We start from the raw sequence: 26,235 nt of genomic DNA on the forward strand, positions 1-26,235 counted from the left end.
CCTATTTCATCCGAACCAGCTCTTTTTTTATTTTCTTTACCATCCAGGGCCCTTCGAAAATCATTCCGGTGTAAACCTGAATGAGTTGAGCTCCTGCGTTCAATTTTTGTACAGCATCATTACCGTTGAATATTCCGCCGACACCAACAATACTTAAAGTTGAATTTGCCTCTCTCACTGTTTTTATTATATCGGTGGTAAGACTGCTCAATGCTTTACCACTGAGACCCCCGGCCTCTTTGGCTTTCTCTTTTTCAAGCAGGAAATCCGGTCTGCTGATGGTGGTGTTGGTAAGTATCAGGCCCTGAATTCCTGATTGAATCGCTGCGTCAATGACATCCAAAATTTGTTCCTTGTTCAAGTCGGGAGCAATCTTCAGATAAATGGGTTTTGGTACAGGATAATTTTGATTGGCGGCTTGCAGTTTTATCAGCAGTTGCATCAAAGGCTCTTTGTCCTGCAGTGCTCTCAGGTTTGCGGTATTGGGAGAGGACACATTGATGGCAAAATAGTCCACATACTGGTGCAAGGCATGAAAGCACTTCAAATAATCTGCAGCAGCTTCTTCATTGGAACTGTCCTTATTCTTACCAATGTTGCCGCCGATGAGGACATTTTTATGCTTTTGAAATTCACTCAATCTTTTGGCGAGGGCCTCTACCCCGTTGTTGTTAAAACCCATTCTGTTGATGACGGATTGATCTTTGACCAATCTGAACAATCTGGGTTTCGGATTTCCACTTTGAGGTTTTGGTGTGACTGTACCCACTTCTATAAATCCAAAACCCAGCTGTTGTAACAAATGCAACCATCGTCCGTCTTTGTCAAATCCTGCTGCGAGTCCCACCGGATTCTTAAATACCATACCATCCAGATTTTGCTGCAAGGCCGGATGTTCAAATTTCCAGGATTGTATCAACCAATTGGAAATACCCGGGATTTTAAGTCCAAGTTGCAGCAAATTCATACTGAGGTAATGCGCTCTTTCCGGATCAAGGGAAAAGAAAATTTTTTTCAATAAAGTCCAAAGCATCATTTCAATGGTTTTAACTCAAAAAAGGATTGGTCAGTTTTTCCTGACCGATGGTCGTGACAGGACCATGGCCTGAATAAACCCTTGTTTCGTTGGGTAAATTGAGGAGATTGGTCTGGATCGAATGGATCAGGGTGTCATAGTTACTACCGGGCAAATCGGTTCTGCCAATACTGCCTTCAAACAGGACATCTCCTGAAAAGACTACCGATTCCTCCTTGACATAATAGCTTACGCTTCCCGGACTATGTCCAGGGGTAAATAACACCTTCCATTGAATATTTCCAAGAGTTAGTTCACTTCCGGCGATGATATCTGCATCGGCCGAAGGATAATTGAATATTTTTAGGCCATACATCTGACTCACCTGTGCGGCAGATTGGTAAACGAGCAACTCGCTTGGATGCAATCTGGGCCGGATGCCCAAATGTTGAAAGAGAAACTCCAGTCCAAAAATATGATCGATGTGGGCATGTGTCAACAGAATATGTTTGACGGTCAGCTTGTTGGCTGCGATAAAATTTAAGAATTCAGTTTGCTCATCTTCCTGGTAAAATCCCGGATCGATAATGATTGCATCTGATGGCTTGTCCCACACCAAAAAAGTATTTTCAGCAAATGGATTGACAACAAAACAGTGTATGTCCATAATTCGTTATAATTTGCGCAAAATAATGGAATTTAGAACGATTCAATCCAGTTTATTTGTTGTCCTGACAGGCCTGTTGGCTTATATTCCATCTGAAGCTCAGCACGCCCGTGAAACATTTGGTAAAAACAAGATTCAATACAACAATGATCAAAAAGACTGGTGGATCTACGAAACCAGTAATCTGGTATATTACTGGTACGGAAAAGGCAGAAATTTTGCTCATTTTCTGATCAATATCGCAGAAGAAGAAAATCAGGCTGTTCTCAACCTTTTTGAATACCACCCCAAAGAAAAAATAGAACTGGTCATATTTTCAGATTTGTCAGATTTTCACCAAACCAACATTGATCTGAGTCATACCTGGAGTCCTGGTCTTTGGAATCTGGAGCCCAAAATAAAAGGGCAGAAAATTCTGATCTATTTCAACGGCAACCATGACCATGCAGTTAAAATGTTGAGAAAGGGACTGGTCCAGGTCTATTTCAATTCCATGTTTTCGGGTACCAATTTTCAGGAAGTGATCCAAAAAGTGATTAGCTATAAACTTCCACCATGGTTTGAAACTGGTCTCATCGAATATCTGGGAGAGGGATGGACTGACAGAGATGAATGGATTCTAAATGGACTTTGGAAAAAACGCAATGGGTTTAAAAATTTTAGCAAAAAAAATCCTGTGCTGGCAGGAAAGTCATTCTGGAATTATATATTTATTAAATATGGAGACAAAACTTTGTCCAATTGGTTATATCTCATCAGAATTCAAAAGGATCTTCACCAGGCTACCAGAATGGTGTTTCAGATTGAATTGAAAGAACTAATGGAAGAATGGAGAATATGGTATGGAAGACAGCTTGACAATAAGAAATACCAATTGCCAGCCATCCATAAAATCAGATTAAAAAAAGAGGAATCCATCCAACGGGTATATTATTCCAATATTTTCAATGCCTGGGTTTTTGTTACGGATCAAAACAACCGAAAAAGAATCCGATTGTACAACGACCAATTAAAGTGTATTCAAACCATCTATTGCTCTGGTCACCGGAATAAAATAAATATTCCCGACATCAAGTACCCTGTTTACGCTGAAAATAAAATGGAAAATATCAGTGTGGTGGCAGATGAAATAAAGAACCGCATTAGAATGACCATCACCGATCACCAAACAGGGCTGGTTACAAAAACCATTTTACCAGAAGACATTTTTGCCATCTATGATTTGGAAATTTTAAATCGGGATCAATTGATTTTTTCCGGATCAAACAACGGATTTTCTGATCTCTTCCTTTACAAAATCAAATCGCGAAGTTACCAAAAACTGAGTGATGATATATTCGATGAAACAAAACTCCAGTTGGCGTCTTTAAATGGAGAGAAAAGGCTCTATTATCTTTCCAATCGCTTAAATTCTTATTATGAAAAAATAAAATTAGACAGTTTGCTTCCTTTGGATCCATTGTCGCTGCATGAAATGGGAATTTCAAATCCATCCCTTGCGTCTAAATCGCAAGAACCTATGGAAGGAAGTAGTCTTTATCATTTCATTCTTCTAAGGGATGACTTATACATTATTGAAGCAAATCATGCAGATGGTTTGATTCATTATTTATCGGACAACAATAGAAAATATGATTTGTCTCATCCGCTTTTGAATAAAATCGCCGGAAAATCAGGCCTTGAAAAAACAATGCGTATTTACAAAGACATCCACGGAAGACCTTTGGGTCGGATAGATGCATTGAATGATCTTAAAAATTCAGCCCTGGAATTTATTCAAGACAGCAACAATGAAATAAAGGACAGCGCCAATGTGTCGCCATTGGATTCAATTGGTATTTTGCCCCTGTCTAAATTTCAAAGTGAATTTGGTGACCCGCCAAATGCCCTTGAAATTATCCAGAATGGCTTTAAAGTCAAAAGTCAGGAATACAAGTCTTCCCGCAATAATCTTCAAAACCGAAAAATACCTGTTGTTTCATTTGAAAATAAATTTAACTCAAATCAGGCCATTGCCTACAGAGATCGGTTTCAAATTGAAGAGACGTCCGCCAATCTCAACAATGATTTACTCTTTGGTGGACTTAACACTTTTGCGGGGTTTAACGCAAATTTTGTGCCTCCTCCGGTTGGACTTTTATTAAAGATGAGGGTCAGAGATATCTTTGAGAATTACCATCTTGAAGGAGGAGTGAGGATTCCTACCAGTCTTTCGGGAAATGAAGCGTATCTATTGTTTGAAAATGAAAAGAAAAGACTGGATCATATTTATGCCATATACCGCAGGGTTGGTCATGAATCCATTCCATTGAATAGTTTTCAGAGCTTTCGTCAGACAACCAATACTGTTCTATTCAATTACCAATTGATTTATGCTTTTGATCCTTATAAAAGTATTCGGCTCAACAATACGGTTAGAAACGATCACTTGTTTCTCAAAGGAACAGACCTTATTAGTCTGGACAGTTCAAGCACCCACCTGCAAAGTGTGGGAACACGACTGGAATTTGTGTATGATGATGCATTGGAGCTTGGTATCAATCTCCGACAGGGTACACAAATCAAAGTATTCATCGAAACCATGAAGAGATTCAGAATCAATAAAGAAGAAACCTGGACTTTTGCCCCGGAAAAGGGATTGCTGTACATTCTTGGATTTGACGCAAGACATCACATCCCCATCCTTAAGCATTCAGTATTTTCAAATCGATGGTACTTTAATTCTTCTTTCGGCGGGCTCAGAATGTTAAATCATCTCGGTGGAACGGAAAACTGGCTGATCCCAAAATATGGTACGCAGGGAGGTTCCGGTGCACTTTTAAATTATACCTTTTCTCAGCAGGTCACCGAGGTCAGGGGGTTCCCAATTGGAGCCAGAAGAGGTACCAGTGCCATGGTGTTTAGTTCAGAAGTCAGAATTCCATTTTTTCAATATTTGCTGAGTCAAAGTTGGCGCAATGGATTTTTGCGCAATTTGCAACTGGTGGGATTTTTAGATGCAGGCATGGCCTGGAATGGATTTTTACCCCATCTTGCGAAAGCAGAAATAGTCGAACAAAATGTGAGCAACCCAGCGGTGATCGTTGACATAAGATACCAGAGAAATCCAATCATTAGTTCGACAGGTATAGGAGTCAGAAGCGCCATTTTTGGATATTTTATAAGAGCTGATTATGGATGGCCGTTTGACGTTTCAGGAATTGGAAAACCCATTTTTCATTTGTCCCTCGGATTGGATTTCTAAAGAAACCATAGACAATTCAAGCCCCATCGTTTAATATCTGAATACCCTGAGCCAAAGCGGTTACAATCACAAGACCCAACACCCATTTTTTAAAAACGGCCTCGGACATATACTTCAGCAGAAACTTTCCGGCAAGCGTACCAAAATAACTGACCAAAATCAATACCGGCAACAAATACAGGACATCACGAGTCACATATCCTTGTACACTATAAATCACCGCTCTGCTGGTATCGACTCCGAAATCAATCATCGCAGAAGTTGCAATAAAACTTTGTTTTTGCAAATGAATAGATGCCAGGGTGACTCCTCTGACAGCACCTCCTGTTCCAATTAGCCCGGCCAAAAATCCCGACAAGATTCCTGATGAAATCAAATTTCGATTGGTCCTTTCAATTTTCCTTTCTGAATTAAAAAATAGAAAAATGGAAATAAGAATTAAAAAAGCAGATAGCAACAATTCAAGATAAAGGGTCGAAACAAAATTGCTCAACACTGCTCCAACACTGACAAATACGATGGCTGGGATGCCCAATTTCAACATTACCTGTTTGTCCACTCCTTCTCTGAACAAAAATATTTTTGACAGATTGCTAAAAACATGAAAGAGGGCGGTAAGGCCCAATACAGTCTTAAGGTCGAAAAAATAAGAAGACAATGGCACAAACAAAATAGAAGAACCAAATCCACTGATGGTTCCCAGGACTTCTGAGACAAAAGCAAGAATGTAGAAAATAAAAAAGCCTGCAGTGGACATGTCGGCTTTAATTTAACAGGAACTGCAAAGTCAATCCCCCGTTCAAACGAACACTGGTAAATGAGCTTTGTGTATATGGGATTGTTTTATTGTAGTCCACAAAAAACCGGACATTCAAATTTTTATTCAGGTTGTATCTAACCGAAGGAGTAAAACTAAAGACCTTGGAACCCTGCGCAGGTTGACTTGGAATGTTCTCATCGAGTCTGATGACTTTTGTGATATTGTCGGTAATTCCAAAATCAACGGTAATCTGAAGATCGTTTCCTTTTGGTTTGGTCGCTGAGGCTGCCGCCGGATCTTCATCTTTCTTCTTTTTCTTTTTGGAAGAGAGTTTAATTTTTGGGACTTTTGGTACGCCGGGTAGCCAGGACAGGTAGAGGTTTTTGATAATGTAGCCAAATTTAAACGTCAACTGACTTGCAGTGCGATCTTCCAACTGACCATCCAGCGCCATTCTCAGCGAAAGATTGCGACTCTTGTTGTAATCAAAACCCAACTCAATGTTGCTTTTGGTCTTAATGTTCAAACCGATCAATGGACTAAAACTTTCATTGGTGGTCACGTCGGGAATTTCATAAAAAGAAAAATAAGAGGTTGTAAAAGTCGTATCTTGTTTTCTTCGAATGGGAGCTCCGTTTTGTTCCTCATAACCAAGATTGGTCTTATAACTACTCATTGTGAGTGTGTTCTTGTAAGAATGGCGGATGGAGAAATCTTGAAATATTTCTTTAAATCCATTCAATCTTGCAAGACCGTTATAATTGATTTGCCAGTTGGGTAGTGGCAGGGTCTTAAACACGTCCAAACCAGCGGAATTTGGATTCTTGTTGGAATAAGTTGCCAAAAATGCGGGTAGCACTACATCCTGATGGTCACCCAAAAATCCATCCACATAATCCGGATTGAGCACACTCCGTTGACTGATTCCATATCTGGCTCCTACCCTTTGAGAAAATACTTTTCTGTTTTCAGAAAACTCGTTGAAAAGATCGTCAATGTTTCTGCCGAACAAGGTCTGCAAAGAAACATAGGAAATTGAAAACTGACCGGTTTCAAAGGGTGCAAAATGCTGAAAGTCCATTTGATTGGTTCCTATTACAGAATCAAATTTGAAAATCTTATCATAATTATTGGAATAGCTTCGGTCAAAATTTAAGTCGATATTTAGATTTTTGACCACTTCCAGTCGCATTTTTACCCCGGCCACGTTGTTGTGTTTTTTGATCATCTGATTGTTGAAATAAATATTGTCAGTGATCCAGCCGTTGTTTGCAGCATTGTCCAAAAATCCTCCCGGATTAAAATTGGGTTGTCCTCCGAATACATAAGCCCAGCCCGGAGAATTAAACCCCTGGTCCATTCCAAAAAATTCAGGTCTTTGGGTAAATCCCGGAATGGTACTTCCATTGTTTTCTGTGTAATTAAATTGAATGCGTCGAACAGACATCAATGGTCTGATCAAAATTTTCTCGGCCAGACTCGGTACGCGCTTGCTGTTTTTTTGTTTTTCTTTGTTTTTAGGATCTGGTTTTTTAGGATCAGGCCTACCGGGTGCCGGTCTGCCTCTCGTCGGGGCATTGTCTCCATTGATTTGACGCAGGTAGGTAGATTTGTTGTACAAGGTTTGGAGATTAATCTCTCCTGACAAAACGATGGACTGATCATTAGAAATCACACTTCCCAAAGTGTCTATGGTACCCAAAGAGCCAGAAGCCCAATTAAAACTGGCATTGTACTGAATTCTGGCCTGGATGAATTCCATAAAAGGAATTAGTCTTGTGGGTATATTATAACTCAAAGCAACACTTTGCTTAAAATCTCTGGTTCGTCCAAAATCTCCTAAATTTTTCAGCACATAAGGTCTTTTTTCAGATCTTTCGACCAATGCAGAAGTGCGGGGATCAACATGTCCCTGACGCAAGGGGTTGTAGGTTATTTCATCCACAATGGCTTCCGTTTGTGCCGCATAATTTACCTTGATGGATTTGGTTAAATCCCAATTTACATTGTAATCTCTAAACCAGGCAAATTTTACACTTTCCCATGTTGCGTATTTGGGTGCAGCAAAACGATACACCCGGTTTGAAAATCTCCTGTCCAGATTGTTCCGGATGGCAATGGTATTGGGTATGGGATTGATGTTGATCTGTGAAATAAACTTCAGATGGTTGCTTTTGACCAGATTCTTAAATGGTTCAATGGACAAAGGTGACATTGAATAAGAATAGTCCAGGCTACCTTTTTTGCTTTCCTCCAAGTCTTCTGCCACAATGGGGTTTATCTTGTTCGTTGAGGACTGTCCATAACTCAAGGCAAAATTTTCAATTTGCCATGGCATGGGTTTCCCGCTGCCGGTTCTGTTTTTACGGACGTTATTGAATGCAAACCCGCTGATGCTTGTTTGGTCAATGGCCCGCTCGCGGATGCTATCCCGTTCCTGACCGTTTCTAGCCTGAGCCAATTTGTCTGATACTTTGACATCCAAATCATTTGGATCGTATTCAGGAGTCCTGGTGGCATTCGAAAACTGTGCACTAAATGGGACGGCAATGTTCCATTTTTGGGGCAAAAATTTACCCAATTCCAGGGTGGTTGTTGCGTCAATCTGGGTAATTTTTTCCAGTGACCTGTCCAGCAATCTTTGATCCACCGAGCCATATCCTATGGAGGTGTAAGATCCAGCAAGACTGAGATTTCCAAGATCCGCCAATGTCACTTCAGCCCTGGCCAATGCCGCATAACCAGCCCGATCTTCCAGTCCGGTAAGTCTTAATTCATTGGCCCAAATTTCATAAGAAGTGATGGTTTGGTTGGTATTGTTGCGCATACCAATCATGATTCCTCTCACCAAAGCCACATTTGGATTGCCGAGAATTTTCACTTTGTTTGCCGGTTTTTCCGGATCAAAACTTTCAAACAATTGAGAATAAGACACTCCATCCAGATTCCTTTTGTTTTTCAGATCAATCAGGAGTTGTATTGGAAAATCAAACTCATTTTCAGCCAACCAAATGGAGTCTTGTCTTTGGAAAATACTTGAATCAAGGCCTCTGGTAGAAGGTCTGACCGGTATCTCGTATTCATAATAATTCTGTGTAAAATCTTTTCCAAAGCGCAGGAAAACGGAGACTGCCTCTTTTGGCAAATCTTCTGGAGTCTCTGCATGGACAAACATTTTAAGTCTCTTGTATCTTCTGAAGTCGTTGTCTCCAAGACGGAACACCGATTGGCTGCAATTGGGTCCAAATCCATCTTTCCGGATCAGAATGCTACTCTCATTTTGGAACAAATCGGCAAACTGATTGCTGAAAAATCGCTCTCTTTGAATTCCGGGTGGTAAAATATACCGGAAAGGTTTTTTGGCTGAATTTTCTTCAATGTCCACTTTATCCAGGATCAACGCCGGAGATCCGTCAAATACGCAGGTATCGGACAAATATCTCCTCCAGGTATTTCTTCCAAGCTGAAATTTAATCATTCTGAAAGTCACCTGCTCATCAAATCCGGTAAACAATAATCTCATCGACTGGATGGATCTGAAATCCTGTATTTGTCCCACCTTATTGTCAAACTGAGCAATTGGAATTCTGAATCGATACCAGACCTCGGTACCGGTTGATTTGGGGATTGTTACGGAATCTGTGACAAATCTTGTTTTTACCCAGACCCCATTGTTGTGAAGAAAGGGTATGCGATAACTATAATAAGATTCCTGCTCATTGAGTGATTTATCCAGATTGAGGTCTTCCACATCGGGAAAGGAGGTATAAGCCGTCGATATTTGATTGCCTACCTGAATCTGGGCATTCCCTTCCGGCATCGTAAATCTTTTGTATTTATCAAGTACCGTTGTATTGGCAGGAAAGTCGTTGTCCCGGTAAGACTTAAAATCGTCGTTGGCCGGATCTTTCAACAGTATTGTATCAGCTCCCCGGGATAAAAAGGGTCTGACCAGATTGATGTAATCTGCATAATGTGCGATTTCAGTATTTGAGGCAGTTGGAATCATACTGCTCAATCCATCGAATCCTAAATCCTGGAGCTCCCTTTGATTGACATCAAAGCTATTGGTGATCGGCGGTTTGCGAGCCACCTTGCCATATAAGCTGTTATCGGTGGGCAACAACAGAGAAGGCGTTGGCAGACCATGTTCAAACTGTTGCTTTCCGTCCCTCAGAATGTCCTCTGAAAAAGTACCTATTTGGATGTACATATTTCCATCACCCGACACCGGACTACCGTCGTATTTGGGCATAAATGGATTCAACATCCAGAAATCAATGTATTCGACATTGGCCAATTCAAAGTCATTGGTGTTGAGTCGACTCATAATTCCCGCCCATCTTGTTTCCGGAGATAGTAGGGTCAAATCCGGATTGAGTCCCGCTGATTTGAAACCTTCCACATCATAACCGTTTGGTATTTCAAAATTATAGGGTCCTCTTTCCCTTGGAAAATAGGCGATGTCAAAGGTGAGCTCGGTGGCAAAACCCACAGGTCTTTGTCTGTTGGGGAAAATTTCGAGTTCATCGACGAGCCTTCCATAAGGAGAATTTGCATCCGGTGCATCAATTCTCGCAAGTTGATCCACCCTATACCAGGACAGCAAGGCCCTGTTGGCCGTACTTGCCAAATTATTGCGCAAATCACCCCCTTTGAAGTTGGGATCTATTCCCTCAGCCTGTGGGGGCGTGGCCAATATCCAGTTGGTTGGATTGAAATAAAGTCCAATGCCCGTCGCACTACCTTCAAAATCATCCACATACACTACTCCTCCATCACTTCCGTTTTGATTAATGGCTCTGCTATATCCCGGTCTGAGATAAGCTCCTTCGCCCTGGATGGACCATCTGGAAGGTGCCTTGGTGCTATACAAAGGCAGTTTATCCAATGCCCGCGTCAACCAATCAGCCTGTTTGTTGATTCCAAAGTCCAGGCCATACACATTGTTGTTGATGGGGTCTTCCCCGATATTTACCTTTTGCGTAAAAGGTCTTTCAAACAACTTCATAAAGGTTGTTCCAATGTAAATGTCTTTTGTTTTAGCATACTCAGCCCTAAAGCCGAGCATCGTTCTTGTCTGGAAATTGAATAGATTGTTATTTTCGTAATCAACTGTGATGGTGTTGTTGGATTGCAAAAGCGCCTCATTGATGATGATTACCTTGCCCTGTGCCCTGTCAATGGTGTAATCCACACCTTCAACAAGCGCCAATGCTCCTGCTCTAACTGTTATCCTGGCATTTCTATCGACCGTGTTGAGCAAAATTTCATTTGATTTTGAAGCTTTGTAGGACCCTCTCATGATAAACTGGTTTGCCTGTAGATTCTGTCTGGCAAAGGTCACGGAGGTATCATAAATTTGAGGGTAAGAGTATTTTTGGATGACGGCTTCTCTCAAAACCGGATCATTGGTGAGAAGATTCCACTTGTCCAATAGCTGCGGAAAAGATTTACCAAATGGTTCTAACACCGGAAAAATAATGGACCCTGAGGAAGGAATCACCGTTTGACCATTGATCCAATCAAAGATTCCATCCGGTTGGGGATCATTTGTTTTATTGAGGTTGTCCAGACGAAAAAGATTCAGCAAGGGAAATCCTTCTATTTCATCTATGAACCTGCGCTGTGCTCCATCTTGTGACTCATAGAATAAATCAAATCGGAAGTCCTCCTGGTTGACATTAAATCCACCGATTGGATACACATTTTTCATCATGAGTCGGAAGGAAGGTCTGCTGGTCACTTGATTGGTTGACTTCAGCATTTTCACAAACATGACTTTGAAAGTGAGGGAATCTGATTTAACGTCTGAAGCAAACTCCCCGACCTTATAAATGGCTCCTGTTCTTGGATCTTTCTCTCTACCATTGTAGGTGTACTGATAGGCTACAGCGACCACCTGATTGGGTCTTGGCCGGATCCTTAGGGAAATAAATCCCAGATCCGGATGAAAGGTGTACTCATTGGGATTAAGACGTTTGGCCCTGACTTTTTCAAAATCTCGCCCCTGGGTCAGATTGAGCCCGGCAGGATCGGCCAGAATATTGACCACTTCGTTCAGCTCTCGGGCATTTGGGATGGCCTGTATTTTTTCCAGCAACCGATTGCTGGTATTCGTGGGAAGAAATCTTGTTCCACTTAAATCTTTGGCCAATTGGCGACCTGGTACGAAATTGGGGACTTTAAATTCTTCCATATCAAACTCCTGCCCTTCAGAAGTACCTAGGTCTGCCAGGGCGATGATGTCCCTGACATTCACTTCCCGGGAATTTGGATTGTCTTCCGTGATCCAAACTTCTATGTCTTTGATTTTAAACTGACTGTTGACTTCAGGAGGATTGCTAAGGGCTATTTCATAGGTTTCAAAATTAAACTGACTCAGAAAAAAATGTCTGTTCTCATCGTATTGATCTGGTCGCAATTGAAATTCCTGAATGAGTCCACCGCCCTTGGTTCTGATGGCTTCCTGCCTTGCCCTTTGCTGTGAAATCAATCCTGTGAGTCTGAGGTATCCAAAAAGCCATTCGGTTTTAATCCCAAAAAGATTCTGACTACCCTTAATCAGTGAAGACCTGAGTGGCATACTCACATTTCCTGCTTCGATTTTCTTGATGATGTCATCTTCGGTAAATTTTTCAGAATCATAATTGAGCTTTAACTGATTCTCAAAATCAAAAGATGACAGGGAGTTGTAATTTGTATTGAGTTTTAATTTGTCACCTATGTTACCGGCCACTTCCATTTGAATGTCCATCTTGAAATCAGGTCCGGCATTCCACTTTTGTCTGGCGGTCAATATTGGGTTATCCACAAAGCTATAAAATCCCCCGACTGTCAGATCAATATTACCCCGGGGTGTGATTTCAATGCCAAGTCCTCCAAATAGTCTGTCACTCAGATTTCTTTTAAGATCCATTTTGGAAATTGGATCGACCAGACCATTGAGGTATTTTCTACCGGAGGAAGTACCTGCCAGGGTACTCATGTATTCCCTGTCCTGCTGTCTAGCTTTAAACTCCATGAATTCGTCAAAACTGAGGCTTCCGGCAGGGCGAATGTGTTCATTGGCTATTTTTTCTGTCACAATGTATTCGCCGGTGACTGGATCAAATTCTATTTTTTGATCGATCACTTTTGGATCTTTTAGATCGAAAGGATTTTTGTTTTTCTCATCCAGAAAATGACCAGGACGATCCTTGAGAGGGATGGTATCCGCCATTGAAGTTTTCCCCTGAACCTCAAACAGATCTGGTAGTTCTCTACCACCGGCGCAGTATCCCAGAAAATAGATTGCTAAATGAAAGAAAATGGTTAATAAAAAGAACCTCATAAACGCTTTAAAACCTGTCAAAAGGATTCACATTCCGGTGAATAGGGGTATATAACGATAGAATATTCAATTAGGTATATTGATTGAAGACTTTATCCTAAATTTTTCAAGACTTCTTTGATGATTTGTTCCAGTTCAGCCTCTTCCAACATCTGCTGCGGTAATTTTTGAATGGCCATGTCGATCTGAGCTCTCCCAAATCCCAGTGCCAACAGAGCAGATTGGGCTTCTGATCTTTTTGTTGACTTAGAAGAACCCGGCTGGATAGGACCAAATCCCAGATCCTTGCTCAATTTGTCCTTCAAATCCACAATAATTCTTTGGGCGGTCTTTGGTCCAACTCCTTTCACCTTCCGGAAAGCCGTGTCCTCACCGGTTACAATGGTTTGTCTGACCGTTTCTGGTTCCATGGAAGACAGAATGACCCTGGCGGTATTGGGACCCACCCCACTGACCGAAATCAAATGTATAAAGAGGGATCTTTCCTCTTCGGATGCAAAACCGAATAGTGTTTGTCCATCCTCTCGGGTGATCAGATGGGTTAGTATTTTGATCTGATTCTGACCATTAATTTTGGAATAGGTGTATAAGCTAATGTGGACGTGATAGGCCAAACCACCGGTTTCTACCAGGACGTGGGTGGGCAGACATTCTGCTACTGTACCTCTGATGTATGCAATCATTTCGGGCGCAAAAATAATAATATTATCAAATTAAATAATATGTTTTTAATTGATTTAGTTAATTTATTGATCCCCTTTGACCAAAATTTCCGCTTTCTGGTGGCTGTGATAAAAAATTTAGTGTCCGATATTTAAGTAGTTTTACGCCTTAAAGCGTTACTAAGCCATGCAATTTTTATTTTCAGGTTTTTTATGGACATTGGCATTGCTGGCGGTACCTGTCATCATCCACCTTTTTTATTTCAGGAGGTACAAAAAAGTATTATTCACCCAGGTCAGATTTCTAAAAGAACTCGTAGAAGAAACTTCCCATCGCAATAAACTGCGCAATCTGCTGATATTGCTTTGCAGAATGGTGGCATTGGCCGCGCTGATTTTTGCATTTGCCCAACCCTTTATATCAAAAGATGAAGGTCTCAAAGCCGGGCAAAAGGCTGTGATTCTATTTATAGACAATAGCCATTCGATGAATGGCGAATCTGGTCAGGGTTCTTTGTTTTCACAAGCCAAGGCGCATGCCCTGGAAATTGTTCAGTCTTTTTCTGATTTTGATAAGATCGCAATAACCAGTCACGAATTAAGTGGTCGGCAAAGTCGGTTTTTGTCAAAAGATGAGGCAATTACAGCGATTGAGGAAATAAAAGAAACCTCAAGGGTTAATTTGCTGTCAAAATTTCTTCAAAAAGCTGACGGAATGCTGGAAAAAATGTCCACCTATCAAGGTCAGGTATTTTTAATCAGCGATTTCCAAAAATCAATTTCCGATTTGAATCCCACTCATTTTGATAGTCTGGTCCAATATTATCTGATACCAGTGCAAAGCATTTCTGAAAGCAACATTTCTCTTGATACGGCCTACTTTATCCAGCCGGTTGTTGTGCCCGATCAACTCAACAGCGTCGTTTATAGAATGACCAATTACAGCAATCAGGAGGCTGATCAAATCAGAGTTAGTTATCGATTGAACGGACAAGAATACCCGCATCGTCAGATTTCTATTAAACCCAAAACCAGTCTTTCAGATACGATTCAAATGAAAATCGGTCGTTCCGGAATTCAAAAAATTAGTCTGAAATTAAAGGACTATCCCATTGTTTTCGATGACGAATACCATTTGTGCGCACCGGTTGATGAGACGTTTTCAGTCACAATTATTTATGATCAAAAAGTACCTGCCAACCTTCAGGCGGCTGTTTCATCCATACCATTCTTTCTTGCCACCCTGGCACCTGTCAATGCGCTCAACTATGCGCTGCTGGCAGAAAGCAAATTGATTGTCCTGACCGATTTGAAAGAAATCAGTTCTGGTTTGGCTGCAGAGTTGAAAAAAGCAATGGAATCTGGTACGAATGTGATCCTATTTCCTGCGGCAAATATAAGCGATGAAAACTATCGCTCTTTTTTGAACCTTGCGGGAATTTCAGGATTTGGAAAATTTGAACTCAATAGAAAGGAAGTAGGCCGCATCGATTTGGAAGGAGAGGTTTTCTCAGATGTGTTCGTGCATCCCAATGCAAATATCAAATTGCCCGTCAGTCAGGGGCAATATGCGATGCAAGCCGGAGGCGCAATGGAAACAATTATGAGTTACAGAGACGGCAGTACTTTTTTATCAAAGTATCTTGTACAGAATGGTCGATTGTATGTATTTGCAATACCATGGGATGAGAGTTATTCCAATTTGGCCCAAAGTCCGGAAGTTTTATTGCCCTTTATTTTTAAGGCAGCAATCAGCAACCAAACTGTCACTCGACACTCTTATGTGATTGGGAAAGATCAAACGGTGTTGTGGAGACCATCCAATGACTGGATAAAACCGGAATCAGGCTTGTTGGTGAAAGGACCTGAAGAATTTGTGCCTTCGATGAGACCACTCATGAAAGATTGGCAAATCGAGATTTATGAACAAGTGCAAAAACCGGGATTTTATACTTTACAACAGCTTGACCAGGAAATCACGACCTTTGCTTACAATGTGGATCGAATGGAATCAAACCCTATTTGTGATTCGGAAGAGGAACTGATGGAAAAAACAGCTGATAAAGTAAATATCATCAAGCCTTCGGACGCAAGTGCGCTTGGTCAAATTTTGAAAGAGAGCCTTGAGAAAAAATCATTTTGGTGGATATTGATTCTGATTGCAGTAATATCCCTATTTTTGGAAAGTATTCTGATCAGATTTTGGAAGAATTCATAGCATGGAAATCATTTTAAAAAATCTCAAAATAACCGATCCCGGAAGCAGTTTAAATGGAAAAAAGAGAGACCTGTGGCTGCGCGATGGAAAAATTATAAAAATAGGGGTCCATCTAAAGTCCAGCAAATCTTTGCGCTCAATGGATTTTACAGGTTGCAATGTGTCGATGGGTTGGGTAGATATCGGAGCGTACAGTGGTGAGCCGGGTTATGAGGAAAGAGAAACTTTTAAACATCTGGCAGCGGCAGCAGCGGCGGGAGGATTCACTACGGTGTGCATTATGCCAGATACCAAACCCGTCATTCATTCGAAATCCGAAGTACATTATATTCTGGACAGCAGTAAGCAACTGGATGTGGATTTGCTTCCCATAGGAGCCGTCAGCAAAAATCTGTTATCTCAGGAAATGGCGGAGCTTTACAGCATGAAAGAAGCTGGTGCCGTGGCTTTTAGTGATGCATCCCAAGGAATTCAAAAAAGCGGATTGCTGCTTAGGGCCTTGGAATATCTGAAATACTATTCTGATGCCGTTCTCATTCAACAATCTTTTGATCTGGAATTAACGGGCCCCGGACAAATGCACGAAGGCACCCACAGCACGTCAATGGGCTTGAGAGGTATTCCGTCCATGTCTGAGATTACAGGTATTTTGCGCGATCTGGAAATTCAAAAATACTCCGGATCAAAACTTCTATTTCATAAATTGTCTTCCACTGAAGGAATTTCGCTGATCAGGAATGCAAAGAAAAATCAAAGAAATATTTTCTCCTCTGTTTCTGTTTTTAATCTGGTGTTTGAAGACAAGGATCTCTTGGACTTCGATGCAAATCTCAAGTTGTCTCCTCCTTTGAGAGCATCCACTGACAGAAATTCTTTGATCAAAGCAGTCCTCGATGGAACATTGGATATCATCGTGAGCGATCATACCCCACTCAATCCGGAGAAAAAAGACCTGGAGTTTCAGGCTGCTTCTTTTGGAGCGATCTCACTCGAAACTGCGTACAGCATGATTCGCACAAATTTGGACAAAGAGATTTCTGATGAATTGTGGGTTGAAAAAGTAGCCTTGAATCCAAGAAAAATATTCAATTTGCCAGAGGCAAGCATCGAGGAAAATACAATGGCTGATTTGACCATTTTTGATCCCAATAAAACATGGGTGTATGAATTGAATCAAATCAAATCACTTTCGAAAAACAGTCCTTTGGTGGGAAAAAAATTGAAGGGGAGGGTAGAGGCCATCTTCAAAAAAGGCAAATTGCTGCAGCAAGCCACTTAAATCGTCAAGCATGGAAAAATTCAACATTGCCGCCCGTATTGGATTATTTTGGGGTTTGGGTTATATCGCAATCACCATGGTATTGTATCTGGTGGATCATGCTCTCATGCACAACAGTTGGGTAAATGCAATTTTGTTCTTCCTGGGTATTGGGATCATGTATTATTCCGGAATATCGACCAGAAAAGATTTTGGGGGAATCATACCTTGGAAAGATGCCATGACCGCCATGTGGGTGAGCAGTTTGATCTATATTCTGATGTTCAACTTTTTTTCTTATGCGCTGTATCAATGGATCGATCCTGAATTAAAAGAGGAATTGATGGCCCTGCAGGTGAAAGCGTTGGATCAGATGAGAGATTTTATGGGTGAGGAACAATATGAAAAAGCATTGGAGGCGATGGAATCAACAGACAGTTTTGACCTCTCGGGAATTCTCAAGAGCATTCCTTTCATTGCTTTAATTTATTTTATCATTGCATGTCTGCTCGCTCTGGCGATTAAAAAAGCAGAACCGTGGAATCCTGACAGCAAAACTTATGGTGATCAATTTTAAAAGCCAACCATGAGTCAAAAAAGAACTTTCAGCCAGACCCTCCGTTCAGAATTGTCGTGGTATTTCATCAGTCTTTTATTTTGTGTGGTGATTTTGTTTCCCATTTATTATTTTAAAGTCGAATATGATTTTTGGGTGGGCAATGTTATTGCAGTATTTGGTTTATCCGTACTACTGCGTTGGATATTTTTATGGAGCTATACACCTTTTGCCTGGTGGTTATATTTTAAAGTAGTCCTGGCTTTTTTAATGATACCATTGTTTTTTTATACGATCGACTCCTTTGCAGGTTTTAAAGATTTTATCAATGAGGTGGGGTTTCCTGAGATATTACAGCACGTCGAAGGACCAGATCAATTCGCTCTTGCAAAGTACATACAAAACCAGATGACCTTTTTTTCTGTGAGCTTTATGATGTGCATTTTGATCATACCTTTCAAAATGATCTGGAGCATCTGGAAGCAATTGAATCGGAATGAGGTTTGAATTGAATTGATCCCAGAATTGATAGCTGAATTCCACCATAAACCAAAATACCTTCTGGTCCTTTCTTTTTTTTCAAATGGGTCTTTTGTGAAATATAGATCAGCTACCCCCAAATTTCTTTCGAGAAGTATTGCTTTTTAGCTCTTTGAGATTCAACTACGAATCCTTTGGCAATTCTAGAATAAAGTGATACCAAACCTATTCAAAATAAATATAAATTGAATTTATGACTATTGATATACAAGTGTATACAAATTTTAATATGTGATTTTAAAATTGAACCCCCATAACAGCTATTGCAATTTAAAAAATATCTTTTGTTTATTAAACTTCATGTATGTTACTTTCTTTTGGCCGTCAAAAGAAAGTAACCAAAGAAAACTCGCGGCTGGACTCCTCACTCACCCAACTTCAGCTCTTTCGCTATGCTAAAAAAACTCGCCTCTACCTTCTTACTGGGCTCCACAATCCCCACTTCGCCAACTCCGTCATTGTGGATAGCTCCTCGGTTGGGCTCAGACAGTTTTTAGCATGACCGCGAAATTCGCTGGTTGGGTACCCGAGCTGCGGAGCCCTAGGCCGCATTGAAATGCATGAAAACCATCATTCTTCCTGATATTTCAATCAAAATATTGAGGAAAATTACAAACCTTTTCGTCAGCTGCCTAATAAGGATAAATTTTAGAAATAGCGCCTTATATTTTCTTTCCTTTTACGGAAATTTTTATGATGCACTCATCAATCAAACCATCAAAGTGTTATGAAATTATGGTGCGTCAATATTCAGCCCCCAAAATCTGTCCCAACAGTGAACCATACAAAATGAACCAAATAAAGGTCAATAGAACCAAGGAAGATGCCGACTTAGAAAAGGCTGCGTTTTTGGTACTCCGCTTTCGCGGCTCCTTCACTTAGAGTGTTTTCGCACCCTACCAAGCTTTTAGCCTGGATCGTTCAGTCGTGCGCGACAAAAAGTAGGAATGTTGTTTTAAAAAATTATATTGAACAGATGTAAAGTGATACTCTACTACGGTGCTACTTTTCTGGATGGTTGTTGCTGCAAAGCACAATGCATACCTCCTCCACGCCAATTGAGAGGGAGAGCATTGATAAAAATAATGCTGCGGTCAGGAAAAGCATCGTGAAAGATGCTTTTAACCTTCATTTCTTTCGATTTCGATGTGCCAACATGCTGATAGGTAGGCAACAAAACTACTTTGTTGGTCACAAAATAATTTAAATAGCTTGCAGTGGCAAGGCGATTCATGCTGTCGCCTGCTTTAAATTTACTGCCTGGTTTTAGCAACCATTCCGGAATATTGAGACTACCATCCCACTGGCCTTCCGGGTTGAGCCTGATTCTGGTAGAAATCGGATTGGGAAGTGGCACTTTTATAATATTAAAAGATTTGCCATCCTGGTCCCTGGATTTTTTAAGGATTTCATAATTTTTGGACATTCTTTCGTAGTTAAGCCTATTTACCGGATGGAGGTCTTTCTCTTCTTCGGGCACCCATGCCAATAAAATTGTATTGGGATCAGAAAATCTCAAATATTCATCTGTATGTCCTCCGGTCCCTATGGCTACATAATCATCTACCACATTTTGACATACAAGAGGATCTTCAACCAATCCTTCCTTTACCCAAATGATGTTTGTTACGCCAAGTACTCTTTTAAATTCATCTTCCAGTTCCTTTTTTGTGGCACCTTTATTTCTTCCAAGCGTCAGAGGCTCATTCAGTATGAGCGTTCCTTTACCATTCACTTCCAGGGATCCTCCTTCAATGTTTATCCATGACTTAATTACATCCACATTGGCAGATACCGCCATCAAACTGTCCACCCTGTCTTTTGGAGTGGGTGGAACATAGTTCATGGCGCCATTTATGGCGGCCGTATCTCCTTCGTAATAATCTTCCAGCCACTGACTGTAACCGTAATGTGTCCAACCAAAATCAACGGCTTTCATATCTCCAAGTCCATTGATGACGAAAGTAGCTCCATGATCGCGCATCCAATAATCATTGCCGGTCATGATTTGAAAATTAATTTTATCCACATCAATAAAAGCAGATTGCAAATAATCTTTGCATTCCTTCAAAGACTGCTGTGATTCAGCCACTACATTCAATTTAACATAGGGCATAAGCTCCCGGATAATACCAGCACGTACAGGTCTGAAAGCAGAACTGTCATCACTTGACATCCAAACAGCATCTTGTGGTTCGAATTCAGCAGGTAAATAAAATTCTGATTTGTCTAGGCTATTTTTTGTGAAGTAGGAGGTAGTGGTTGGAAACTTCCCTAGGAAGAATAACAGCAACATACAAAAAAAGACCCCTCCTAAAATACGATTACGTACTTTGCTCATATTTACCCGCTTTATGGCACAAAACTAAAAATTATTTACATTATTAATAAAATATTTAATCTAATTGGTTAAAACTTAAACAATAGAATCAAAATGTACTGAAATCTTAAAATTATTAAAATCATCAATTCATCAATTAAACAAATGAAAATGAAAGAAATGAATTCTCCCTTAAAAAAGGTACCATTTTAAATACTTAATTGTAATAGTTTAGACTTAATCTGACAGTTAGTGATTAATTTTAAGTTGTCAAAAATAATTAATTAACCACTAAACTGTCAGAAAATGAAATTAGAAACAAAATTAATCAAAACTAAATTGGGATTAGTCCATTTAGCAGAAAAATTGGGAAATGTATCTCAAGCTTGTAAAATAATGGGGTATTCCAGGGATAGTTTTTACAGGATTAAAGAGATGTATGACACAGGAGGCGAAATGGCCTTAATCGAAGTCAGCAGGAGCAAACCACTGGTCAAGAATCGAGTGGCTCCCGAAGTAGAGAAAGCAGTTGTTGATATGGCTATTGACAATCCAGCTTTTGGACAAGTAAGGGTTGCAAATGAGCTTGTTAAGAGAGGAATATTTGTATCCCCTTGTGGAGTTCGTTGTGTTTGGTTGAGGCACGATCTGGAGACCTTCCAAAAGAGATTAAAGGCCCTCGAAGCCAAAGTGGCCCAGGATGGAATAATTCTTACAGAAGCCCAAGTTGTAGCCTTGGAGCGTAAGAAAGAAAAATTGGAATCTCAAGGTGAAATTGAAACATATCATCCGGGCTATCTGGGAGCTCAGGATACTTATTATATTGGCAATATCAAAGGCGTTGGTCGTATCTATCAACAAACCTACATTGACACTTACTCTAAGGTAGTTCTGGCAAAAATCTATGATCGTAAAAATGCTCTTGTAGCAGCCGATTTGCTAAACGATAAAGTCCTGCCATTTTATGAACATGAGCAAATCAGGCTACTCAGGATACTGACCGATCGTGGCACGGAATACTGTGGAAAAAGAGAATATCATGAGTACGAACTTTATCTGAGTTTGGAGGATATTGAACATACTAAGATCAAAGCACGACACCCACAGACTAATGGTATCTGTGAAAGATTCCACCGCACCATTCAAAATGAATTTTATGCCATTACCTTCCGTAAAAAGTTATACAAATCTATTGAAGAGCTACAGGCAGACTTGGAGGATTGGCTACATTACTATAATTCGGACAGACCTCATTCCGGAAAATATTGCTTTGGCAAAACTCCTATGCAAACTCACATCGAGTCAAAAAATATTGCAATTGATAAAATGTTAGAAACTCATTTTGAATAAAGAAGATCATGAATAGAGTAATTCAACGCGTAAACGTCAACAAACTAAATTGTGGAGTAAATGTCAAGAGTTCCGAAGGAACTTGCCTCGCTCTTGACTTTTACGGAACAATTGTTACTTTTGTTGAAGCGTTGGATTATTCTTTTTTATCGCCAACTGTCAGATCAAGTCTAGGTTATTACAACTTAATCTAGGTTAAGTTTTTTGCAAATTGTTCAAGATTTGATAGGTATTTGATTGCTGTCAGGACCCTTTTCAAAAAACCCGGGTTCTGCTTGGCTCTGAAAATCGATATAAAGTCTCATTGAATTCCTGAGCCAGATGTGCAAAATTATTTGACATCAGACCTATTAAGCCTATATCCTGACTCTGCATTAGAGCATTTGCCTTCACTCCATTGTTTTGCTGATATTCATCGCAACCCAAGTGAAACTTGAAACACAATCTGAAGAAACATGTAAGGACTGATTGTAACCAACACTCTTCAATTAGCTGCTGAAATCAGTACCTGAATTTCGCATATAAAATTTATACTAGGATCCATTTCACTCCAATGACATAGTGCGTCCACCAAAATGATCTTTGCAATCTAAAGTCATTCGTGTTGTCCTCATGCGGGTTCAAAGTCAAAACAACAAAATTTCAATCGCACCAGAAACTTTTCCATAGCGACCAAAGGTACACGACAATTTATTCCTGAAAAGAGTTCTTCAAATATCTGATATCCGACGGACATTTTTTTGCAACCATCCTTTTCTCGCGATCGCTCAAACCATTCCTGTTGGAATAAACAACATCCTGCAGCCCGTCAACCGATTGAATAAAATCGTGGAATGCAAAATAATAATCAATTGGACAGCGACATTCAGATTTGCGATGAAGTGAGAGTACAGGATTCATTTTTTGTCTGTTTTTTAAAAAATCTTTTTGGTATTAAGACCAAATACTTTTCTCCTCCACCCTTGTAAAATTTGCAAAAATCAAAACAAACGGATGAGTTTGAATATTTTTTGTGAAGCCGAACATCCATTTTTAGACCATCCTTAATTTCACTTGCCAGTTCATTTAAATCCCGAGAATTCCTTAAAAGACCCATTTTGATTTTAATATGTAAACATAATTTAACTCATAATTTATTGTTTATCTATAATTTAGATATGTTTCTTGGTATAGATCCACAATTTTGGCTAACTTTGCAGTCTAACATCTATTAAGTATTAACATGGATCTTTCGATCGTGGTACCTTCCTTTAACGAAGAAGAATCGCTGCCAGAACTTGTTTCCTGGATACGGCGCGTTTTGGATCCACTTCAATTTAGTTATGAAGTATTGATCGTCGATGACGGGAGCACAGACCGAAGTTGGGATGTTATCCGCAATTTACACCATGAACATGGTAGTCTCATCAAAGGGATCCGTTTTCGAAGAAATTATGGAAAATCAGCTGCATTGAACACGGCATTCAGACAAACCATTGGAAAAGTTGTCATCACCATGGATGCAGATTTGCAAGATTCTCCTGAAGAAATTCCTGCCTTATATAATATGATCGTCCAGGATGGATACGATCTTGTTTCCGGATGGAAAAAGAAAAGAAAAGACAATACTTTTACCAAAAATCTTCCGTCCAAACTTTACAACGCGGTAACCGGCTGGATGAGTGGGGTTAAACTCCACGATATGAATTGCGGCCTGAAAGCGTATCGATCCGAAGTGATCAAAAGCATTGAAGTATATGGCGAAATGCACCGCTACATTCCGGTCATCGCCAAATGGGCCGGATTTAAAAAAATAGGAGAGAAGGTTGTAGCCCATCAATCCAGAAAATACGGTTACTCCAAATTTGGGATGAGTCGTTTTCTTAACGGATTCCTTGATTTGTCCACCATTCTTTTTATCAGCAAGTTTGGCAAGCGCCCCATGCATTTTTTTGGATCATTGGGTCTTCTGTTCTTCTTTATGGGATTGTGTTTTGTATGTTACTTAATGTTTACAAAATTTGCATATCAAGTCTATGGAATGACTGCGCGACCGGCCTTCTATCTTAGTCTGGTGATGATGATCATCGGGTCGCAGATGTTTTTGACAGGCTTTGTCGCTGAGCTCATTTCAAGATCAGCCTCAGAACGCAATAACTATCTCATCTCAGACGAAATCAAATAATGCCATCTGTCATCATCCTTGGACCGGCACATCCTCTGCGTGGAGGTCTGGCCTCATTTGACGAAAGGCTGGCCAGAGAATGGCAACAACAAGCCTGGAATACGTCCATTTGGACCTTCTCATTGCAATACCCAGGATTCTTATTTCCCGGAACCACCCAATACTCCGATGAACCGGCTCCGGAGAATCTCAACATCAGAGTGGTCATCAACTCAGTGAATCCCTTCAATTGGTACAAGGTAGGTAAAGATCTAAAACGCCTAAAACCTGATCTGATCATCGTGCGTTATTGGCTGCCTTTTATGGGGACCTGTCTTGGGACCATCCTGAGAATAGCCAAATCAAATGATCACACCAAAATAATTTGCATTGCCGACAATGTGATTCCCCACGAAAAACGTCCCGGTGATCGCGCTTTTACGAAATACTTTTTAAAATCCGTAGATGCTTTTATTACAATGAGTGAAAAAGTAAAAATGGATCTGCGTATTTTCGAACAGGAAAAAAAAGCGGTGGTGGTGGATCATCCTTTGTATGATAATTTTGGTGAAAAGTTGGATAAACGAGAAGCCCGCAAACATCTGAATTTGCAGGAAGACCATCCGTTGGTATTGTTTTTTGGTTTTATTCGAAAATACAAAGGTTTAAACCTGCTTTTGGAAGCATTCGCCAAAGAGCCTCTTCGTTCTTCAGGAATTCGTTGTCTTGTTGCGGGAGAATTTTATGAAGATGAAAAACCCTATCTTGAAACAATCAAAAAGGAAGGTATCGAAAAAATAATTCTGATGCACACCCAATTTATTTCCGATAGCGAAGTAAAGTATTACCTCAGCGCTGCTGATGTGGTCGTGCAACCCTACATCCACGCTACACAAAGCGGGGTCACTCCTTTGGCCTATCATTTTGAAAAACCCATGATTGTTACCAACGTAGGAGCTTTGCCCAGACTCGTCCCTCACGGCAAAGTTGGTTTGGTTTGTGAACCCAATTCTGATTCCATTTCATCCGCGATTATCGATTTTTTTGCAGATGATGTAGATCGATTTACATCCCATTTATTGGAAGAAAAAAAGAAGTTAAATTGGACCACGCTGGTGGAGACCATCAAAAAATTGTACCATGATCTGGAGAAGCAAAGCACCATTTAGATTAGGGCTTGCGGGTGGAGGCACGGATGTCAGTCCCTATAGTGATCTGTTCGGAGGAGCTATATTGAATGCCACGATATCCCTGTACGCACACAGCAGCATTGAACCCATCGATGAACCAAAAATAATTTTTGATTCCATCGATCAACAAAAATCTTTGGTGTTTGATTTAGGAGATCATGTCAATGTGGATCAAGGTCTCAGCTTACAATGCGGATTGTACAATCGACTCAGAAAGGAGGGCCTAATCGGCAACCAGGGATTCAGGTTGACAACATCCATGGATGTGCCTGCCGGAAGTGGACTTGGGACTTCTTCTACACTGATGGTTTCTATGTTGAAGGCATTTTCTGAAATGCTCAATATTCCTTTTGGAGATTATGATCTTGCTCATTTGGCTTTTGAAATTGAGAGAATTAATTTAGGACTCGCGGGCGGTAAGCAAGACCAGTATGCTGCTACTTTCGGGGGTGTCAACTTTATGGAATTTAATAAAGCCGATCAGGTCATCGTCAATCCTCTCCGTATTAAATATGAATACATCAACGAACTGGAAAATAATTTGATCCTGTATTTTACATCATCCAGTCGAAGTTCTTCACAAATTATCAGTGAGCAACAAAAAAATGTTTCCGATAACAAAGAAAGTAGCATAGAGGCGATGCATCAATTGAAAGAACAAAGCCGCATGATGAAAAATGCTTTGCTCAAAGGAAAACTCCACGAGATCGGAGAAATTCTTGATTTTGGATTTCAGCAAAAAAAGAAAATGGCAGACAATATCAGCAATGATCGTCTGGATGAAATTTACGACGCTGCCAAAAAAGCAGGAGCGAGTGGCGGTAAAATTTCCGGAGCTGGCGGAGGTGGATTTATGTTTTTTTATTGTCCGCGCAACAGCAGATACAAGGTCATTGAAACTTTGACACAGTTTGGCGGTTATTTTTTAAAATACCAGTTTACACCACAAGGCGCAAGAAGCTGGAAAATGAATACCTAA

At 40.4% G+C, this 26,235-nt stretch carries 17 protein-coding genes; 10 read left to right on the forward strand and 7 right to left on the reverse strand.

Translation table 11 applies throughout. The features are described 5' to 3' along the window. Position 1: 1 nt before the first annotated feature. Together IPM48_03615 and IPM48_03620 are read right to left on the reverse strand one after the other, a co-directional pair. Positions 2–1,033, reverse strand: a complete 1,032-nt coding sequence (locus tag IPM48_03615) for a quinone-dependent dihydroorotate dehydrogenase (protein ID MBK9270660.1) — start codon at positions 1,031–1,033, stop codon at positions 2–4. 13 nt (positions 1,034–1,046) lie between these two features. Beyond that, a complete protein-coding gene (locus IPM48_03620; protein MBK9270661.1) occupies positions 1,047–1,682 on the reverse strand; it encodes an MBL fold metallo-hydrolase in 636 nt (211 codons plus the stop codon). On the opposite strand from IPM48_03620, the gene IPM48_03625 reads away from it, so the two are divergent. Continuing rightward, positions 1,675–4,926 (forward strand): hypothetical protein, encoded by a 3,252-nt coding sequence (locus IPM48_03625; GenBank protein MBK9270662.1) that lies wholly within the window; start codon positions 1,675–1,677, stop codon positions 4,924–4,926. The genes IPM48_03620 and IPM48_03625 overlap by 8 nt on opposite strands. Before the next feature lie 16 nt (positions 4,927–4,942). On the opposite strand, the gene IPM48_03630 is transcribed toward IPM48_03625, so the two are convergent. From IPM48_03630 to ruvA, 3 genes are all read right to left on the reverse strand, one after another. Next, entirely contained in the window at positions 4,943–5,683 is a 741-nt protein-coding gene (locus tag IPM48_03630; protein MBK9270663.1) for a sulfite exporter TauE/SafE family protein, read from the reverse strand. A 7-nt stretch (positions 5,684–5,690) separates the two neighbouring features. Next, entirely contained in the window at positions 5,691–13,019 is a 7,329-nt protein-coding gene (gene sprA / locus IPM48_03635) for a cell surface protein SprA (GenBank protein MBK9270664.1), read from the reverse strand. A 92-nt stretch (positions 13,020–13,111) separates the two neighbouring features. Next, positions 13,112–13,702, reverse strand: a complete 591-nt coding sequence (gene ruvA / locus IPM48_03640) for a Holliday junction branch migration protein RuvA (protein MBK9270665.1) — start codon at positions 13,700–13,702, stop codon at positions 13,112–13,114. A 166-nt stretch (positions 13,703–13,868) separates the two neighbouring features. Here ruvA and IPM48_03645 point away from each other — a divergent pair, with 166 nt between their 5' ends. Genes IPM48_03645 through IPM48_03660 form a run of 4 tightly spaced genes read left to right on the forward strand, consistent with a single transcriptional unit; the run spans position 13,869 to position 18,220 of the window. Further along, a complete protein-coding gene (locus tag IPM48_03645) occupies positions 13,869–15,899 on the forward strand; it encodes a BatA and WFA domain-containing protein (protein ID MBK9270666.1) in 2,031 nt (676 codons plus the stop codon). 1 nt (position 15,900) lies between these two features. Further along, on the forward strand, positions 15,901–17,178 hold the full coding sequence (gene pyrC / locus IPM48_03650) for a dihydroorotase (protein ID MBK9270667.1): 1,278 nt from the start codon (positions 15,901–15,903) through the stop codon (positions 17,176–17,178). A 10-nt stretch (positions 17,179–17,188) separates the two neighbouring features. Continuing rightward, the gene (locus IPM48_03655; protein MBK9270668.1) at positions 17,189–17,734 is read left to right on the forward strand and encodes a DUF4199 domain-containing protein; all 546 of its coding nucleotides are present in this window, start codon (positions 17,189–17,191) and stop codon (positions 17,732–17,734) included. Between the two features lie 9 nt (positions 17,735–17,743). Then, positions 17,744–18,220, forward strand: coding sequence for a hypothetical protein (locus IPM48_03660; protein ID MBK9270669.1), 477 nt, complete (start codon positions 17,744–17,746; stop codon positions 18,218–18,220). A 1,027-nt stretch (positions 18,221–19,247) separates the two neighbouring features. Here the strand turns inward: IPM48_03660 and IPM48_03665 are convergent. Continuing rightward, on the reverse strand, positions 19,248–20,594 hold the full coding sequence (locus tag IPM48_03665) for an agmatine deiminase family protein (protein MBK9270670.1): 1,347 nt from the start codon (positions 20,592–20,594) through the stop codon (positions 19,248–19,250). A gap of 285 nt (positions 20,595–20,879) precedes the next feature. Here IPM48_03665 and IPM48_03670 point away from each other — a divergent pair, with 285 nt between their 5' ends. Then, entirely contained in the window at positions 20,880–21,923 is a 1,044-nt protein-coding gene (locus IPM48_03670) for an IS481 family transposase (protein ID MBK9270671.1), read from the forward strand. An 8-nt stretch (positions 21,924–21,931) separates the two neighbouring features. Then, on the forward strand, positions 21,932–22,117 hold the full coding sequence (locus IPM48_03675) for a hypothetical protein (GenBank protein ID MBK9270672.1): 186 nt from the start codon (positions 21,932–21,934) through the stop codon (positions 22,115–22,117). Positions 22,118–22,613: 496 nt separating this feature from the next. Here the strand turns inward: IPM48_03675 and IPM48_03680 are convergent, their stop codons facing one another. After that, a complete protein-coding gene (locus IPM48_03680; protein MBK9270673.1) occupies positions 22,614–22,823 on the reverse strand; it encodes a hypothetical protein in 210 nt (69 codons plus the stop codon). A 322-nt stretch (positions 22,824–23,145) separates the two neighbouring features. Between IPM48_03680 and IPM48_03685 the strand changes: the two genes are divergently transcribed. Genes IPM48_03685 through IPM48_03695 form a run of 3 tightly spaced genes read left to right on the forward strand, consistent with a single transcriptional unit; the run spans position 23,146 to position 26,235 of the window. Beyond that, positions 23,146–24,087: a glycosyltransferase family 2 protein gene (locus IPM48_03685; protein MBK9270674.1), complete on the forward strand. Its 942-nt coding sequence runs from the start codon at positions 23,146–23,148 to the stop codon at positions 24,085–24,087. Beyond that, positions 24,087–25,235: a glycosyltransferase gene (locus tag IPM48_03690; GenBank protein MBK9270675.1), complete on the forward strand. Its 1,149-nt coding sequence runs from the start codon at positions 24,087–24,089 to the stop codon at positions 25,233–25,235. The genes IPM48_03685 and IPM48_03690 overlap by 1 nt, the downstream gene beginning before the upstream one ends. Beyond that, on the forward strand, positions 25,207–26,235 hold the full coding sequence (locus IPM48_03695) for a dehydrogenase (GenBank protein ID MBK9270676.1): 1,029 nt from the start codon (positions 25,207–25,209) through the stop codon (positions 26,233–26,235). The genes IPM48_03690 and IPM48_03695 overlap by 29 nt, the downstream gene beginning before the upstream one ends.

It is taken from the genome of Saprospiraceae bacterium, from assembly GCA_016715965.1.
Classification (GTDB): domain Bacteria; phylum Bacteroidota; class Bacteroidia; order Chitinophagales; family Saprospiraceae; genus Vicinibacter.

Excerpts from the sequence above, each read along its gene's own strand:
- IPM48_03615 (MBK9270660.1), bottom strand. The coding sequence starts at position 1,033 with ATGCTTTGGACTTTATTGAAAAAAATTTTCTTTTCCCTTGATCCGGAA.
- IPM48_03625 (MBK9270662.1), top strand. The coding sequence starts at position 1,675 with ATGTCCATAATTCGTTATAATTTGCGCAAAATAATGGAATTTAGAACG.
- IPM48_03620 (MBK9270661.1), bottom strand. The coding sequence starts at position 1,682 with ATGGACATACACTGTTTTGTTGTCAATCCATTTGCTGAAAATACTTTT.
- IPM48_03630 (MBK9270663.1), bottom strand. The coding sequence starts at position 5,683 with ATGTCCACTGCAGGCTTTTTTATTTTCTACATTCTTGCTTTTGTCTCA.
- sprA (MBK9270664.1), bottom strand. The coding sequence starts at position 13,019 with ATGAGGTTCTTTTTATTAACCATTTTCTTTCATTTAGCAATCTATTTT.
- ruvA (MBK9270665.1), bottom strand. The coding sequence starts at position 13,702 with ATGATTGCATACATCAGAGGTACAGTAGCAGAATGTCTGCCCACCCAC.
- IPM48_03645 (MBK9270666.1), top strand. The coding sequence starts at position 13,869 with ATGCAATTTTTATTTTCAGGTTTTTTATGGACATTGGCATTGCTGGCG.
- pyrC (MBK9270667.1), top strand. The coding sequence starts at position 15,901 with ATGGAAATCATTTTAAAAAATCTCAAAATAACCGATCCCGGAAGCAGT.
- IPM48_03655 (MBK9270668.1), top strand. The coding sequence starts at position 17,189 with ATGGAAAAATTCAACATTGCCGCCCGTATTGGATTATTTTGGGGTTTG.
- IPM48_03660 (MBK9270669.1), top strand. The coding sequence starts at position 17,744 with ATGAGTCAAAAAAGAACTTTCAGCCAGACCCTCCGTTCAGAATTGTCG.
- IPM48_03665 (MBK9270670.1), bottom strand. The coding sequence starts at position 20,594 with ATGAGCAAAGTACGTAATCGTATTTTAGGAGGGGTCTTTTTTTGTATG.
- IPM48_03670 (MBK9270671.1), top strand. The coding sequence starts at position 20,880 with ATGAAATTAGAAACAAAATTAATCAAAACTAAATTGGGATTAGTCCAT.
- IPM48_03675 (MBK9270672.1), top strand. The coding sequence starts at position 21,932 with ATGAATAGAGTAATTCAACGCGTAAACGTCAACAAACTAAATTGTGGA.
- IPM48_03680 (MBK9270673.1), bottom strand. The coding sequence starts at position 22,823 with ATGAATCCTGTACTCTCACTTCATCGCAAATCTGAATGTCGCTGTCCA.
- IPM48_03685 (MBK9270674.1), top strand. The coding sequence starts at position 23,146 with ATGGATCTTTCGATCGTGGTACCTTCCTTTAACGAAGAAGAATCGCTG.
- IPM48_03690 (MBK9270675.1), top strand. The coding sequence starts at position 24,087 with ATGCCATCTGTCATCATCCTTGGACCGGCACATCCTCTGCGTGGAGGT.
- IPM48_03695 (MBK9270676.1), top strand. The coding sequence starts at position 25,207 with ATGATCTGGAGAAGCAAAGCACCATTTAGATTAGGGCTTGCGGGTGGA.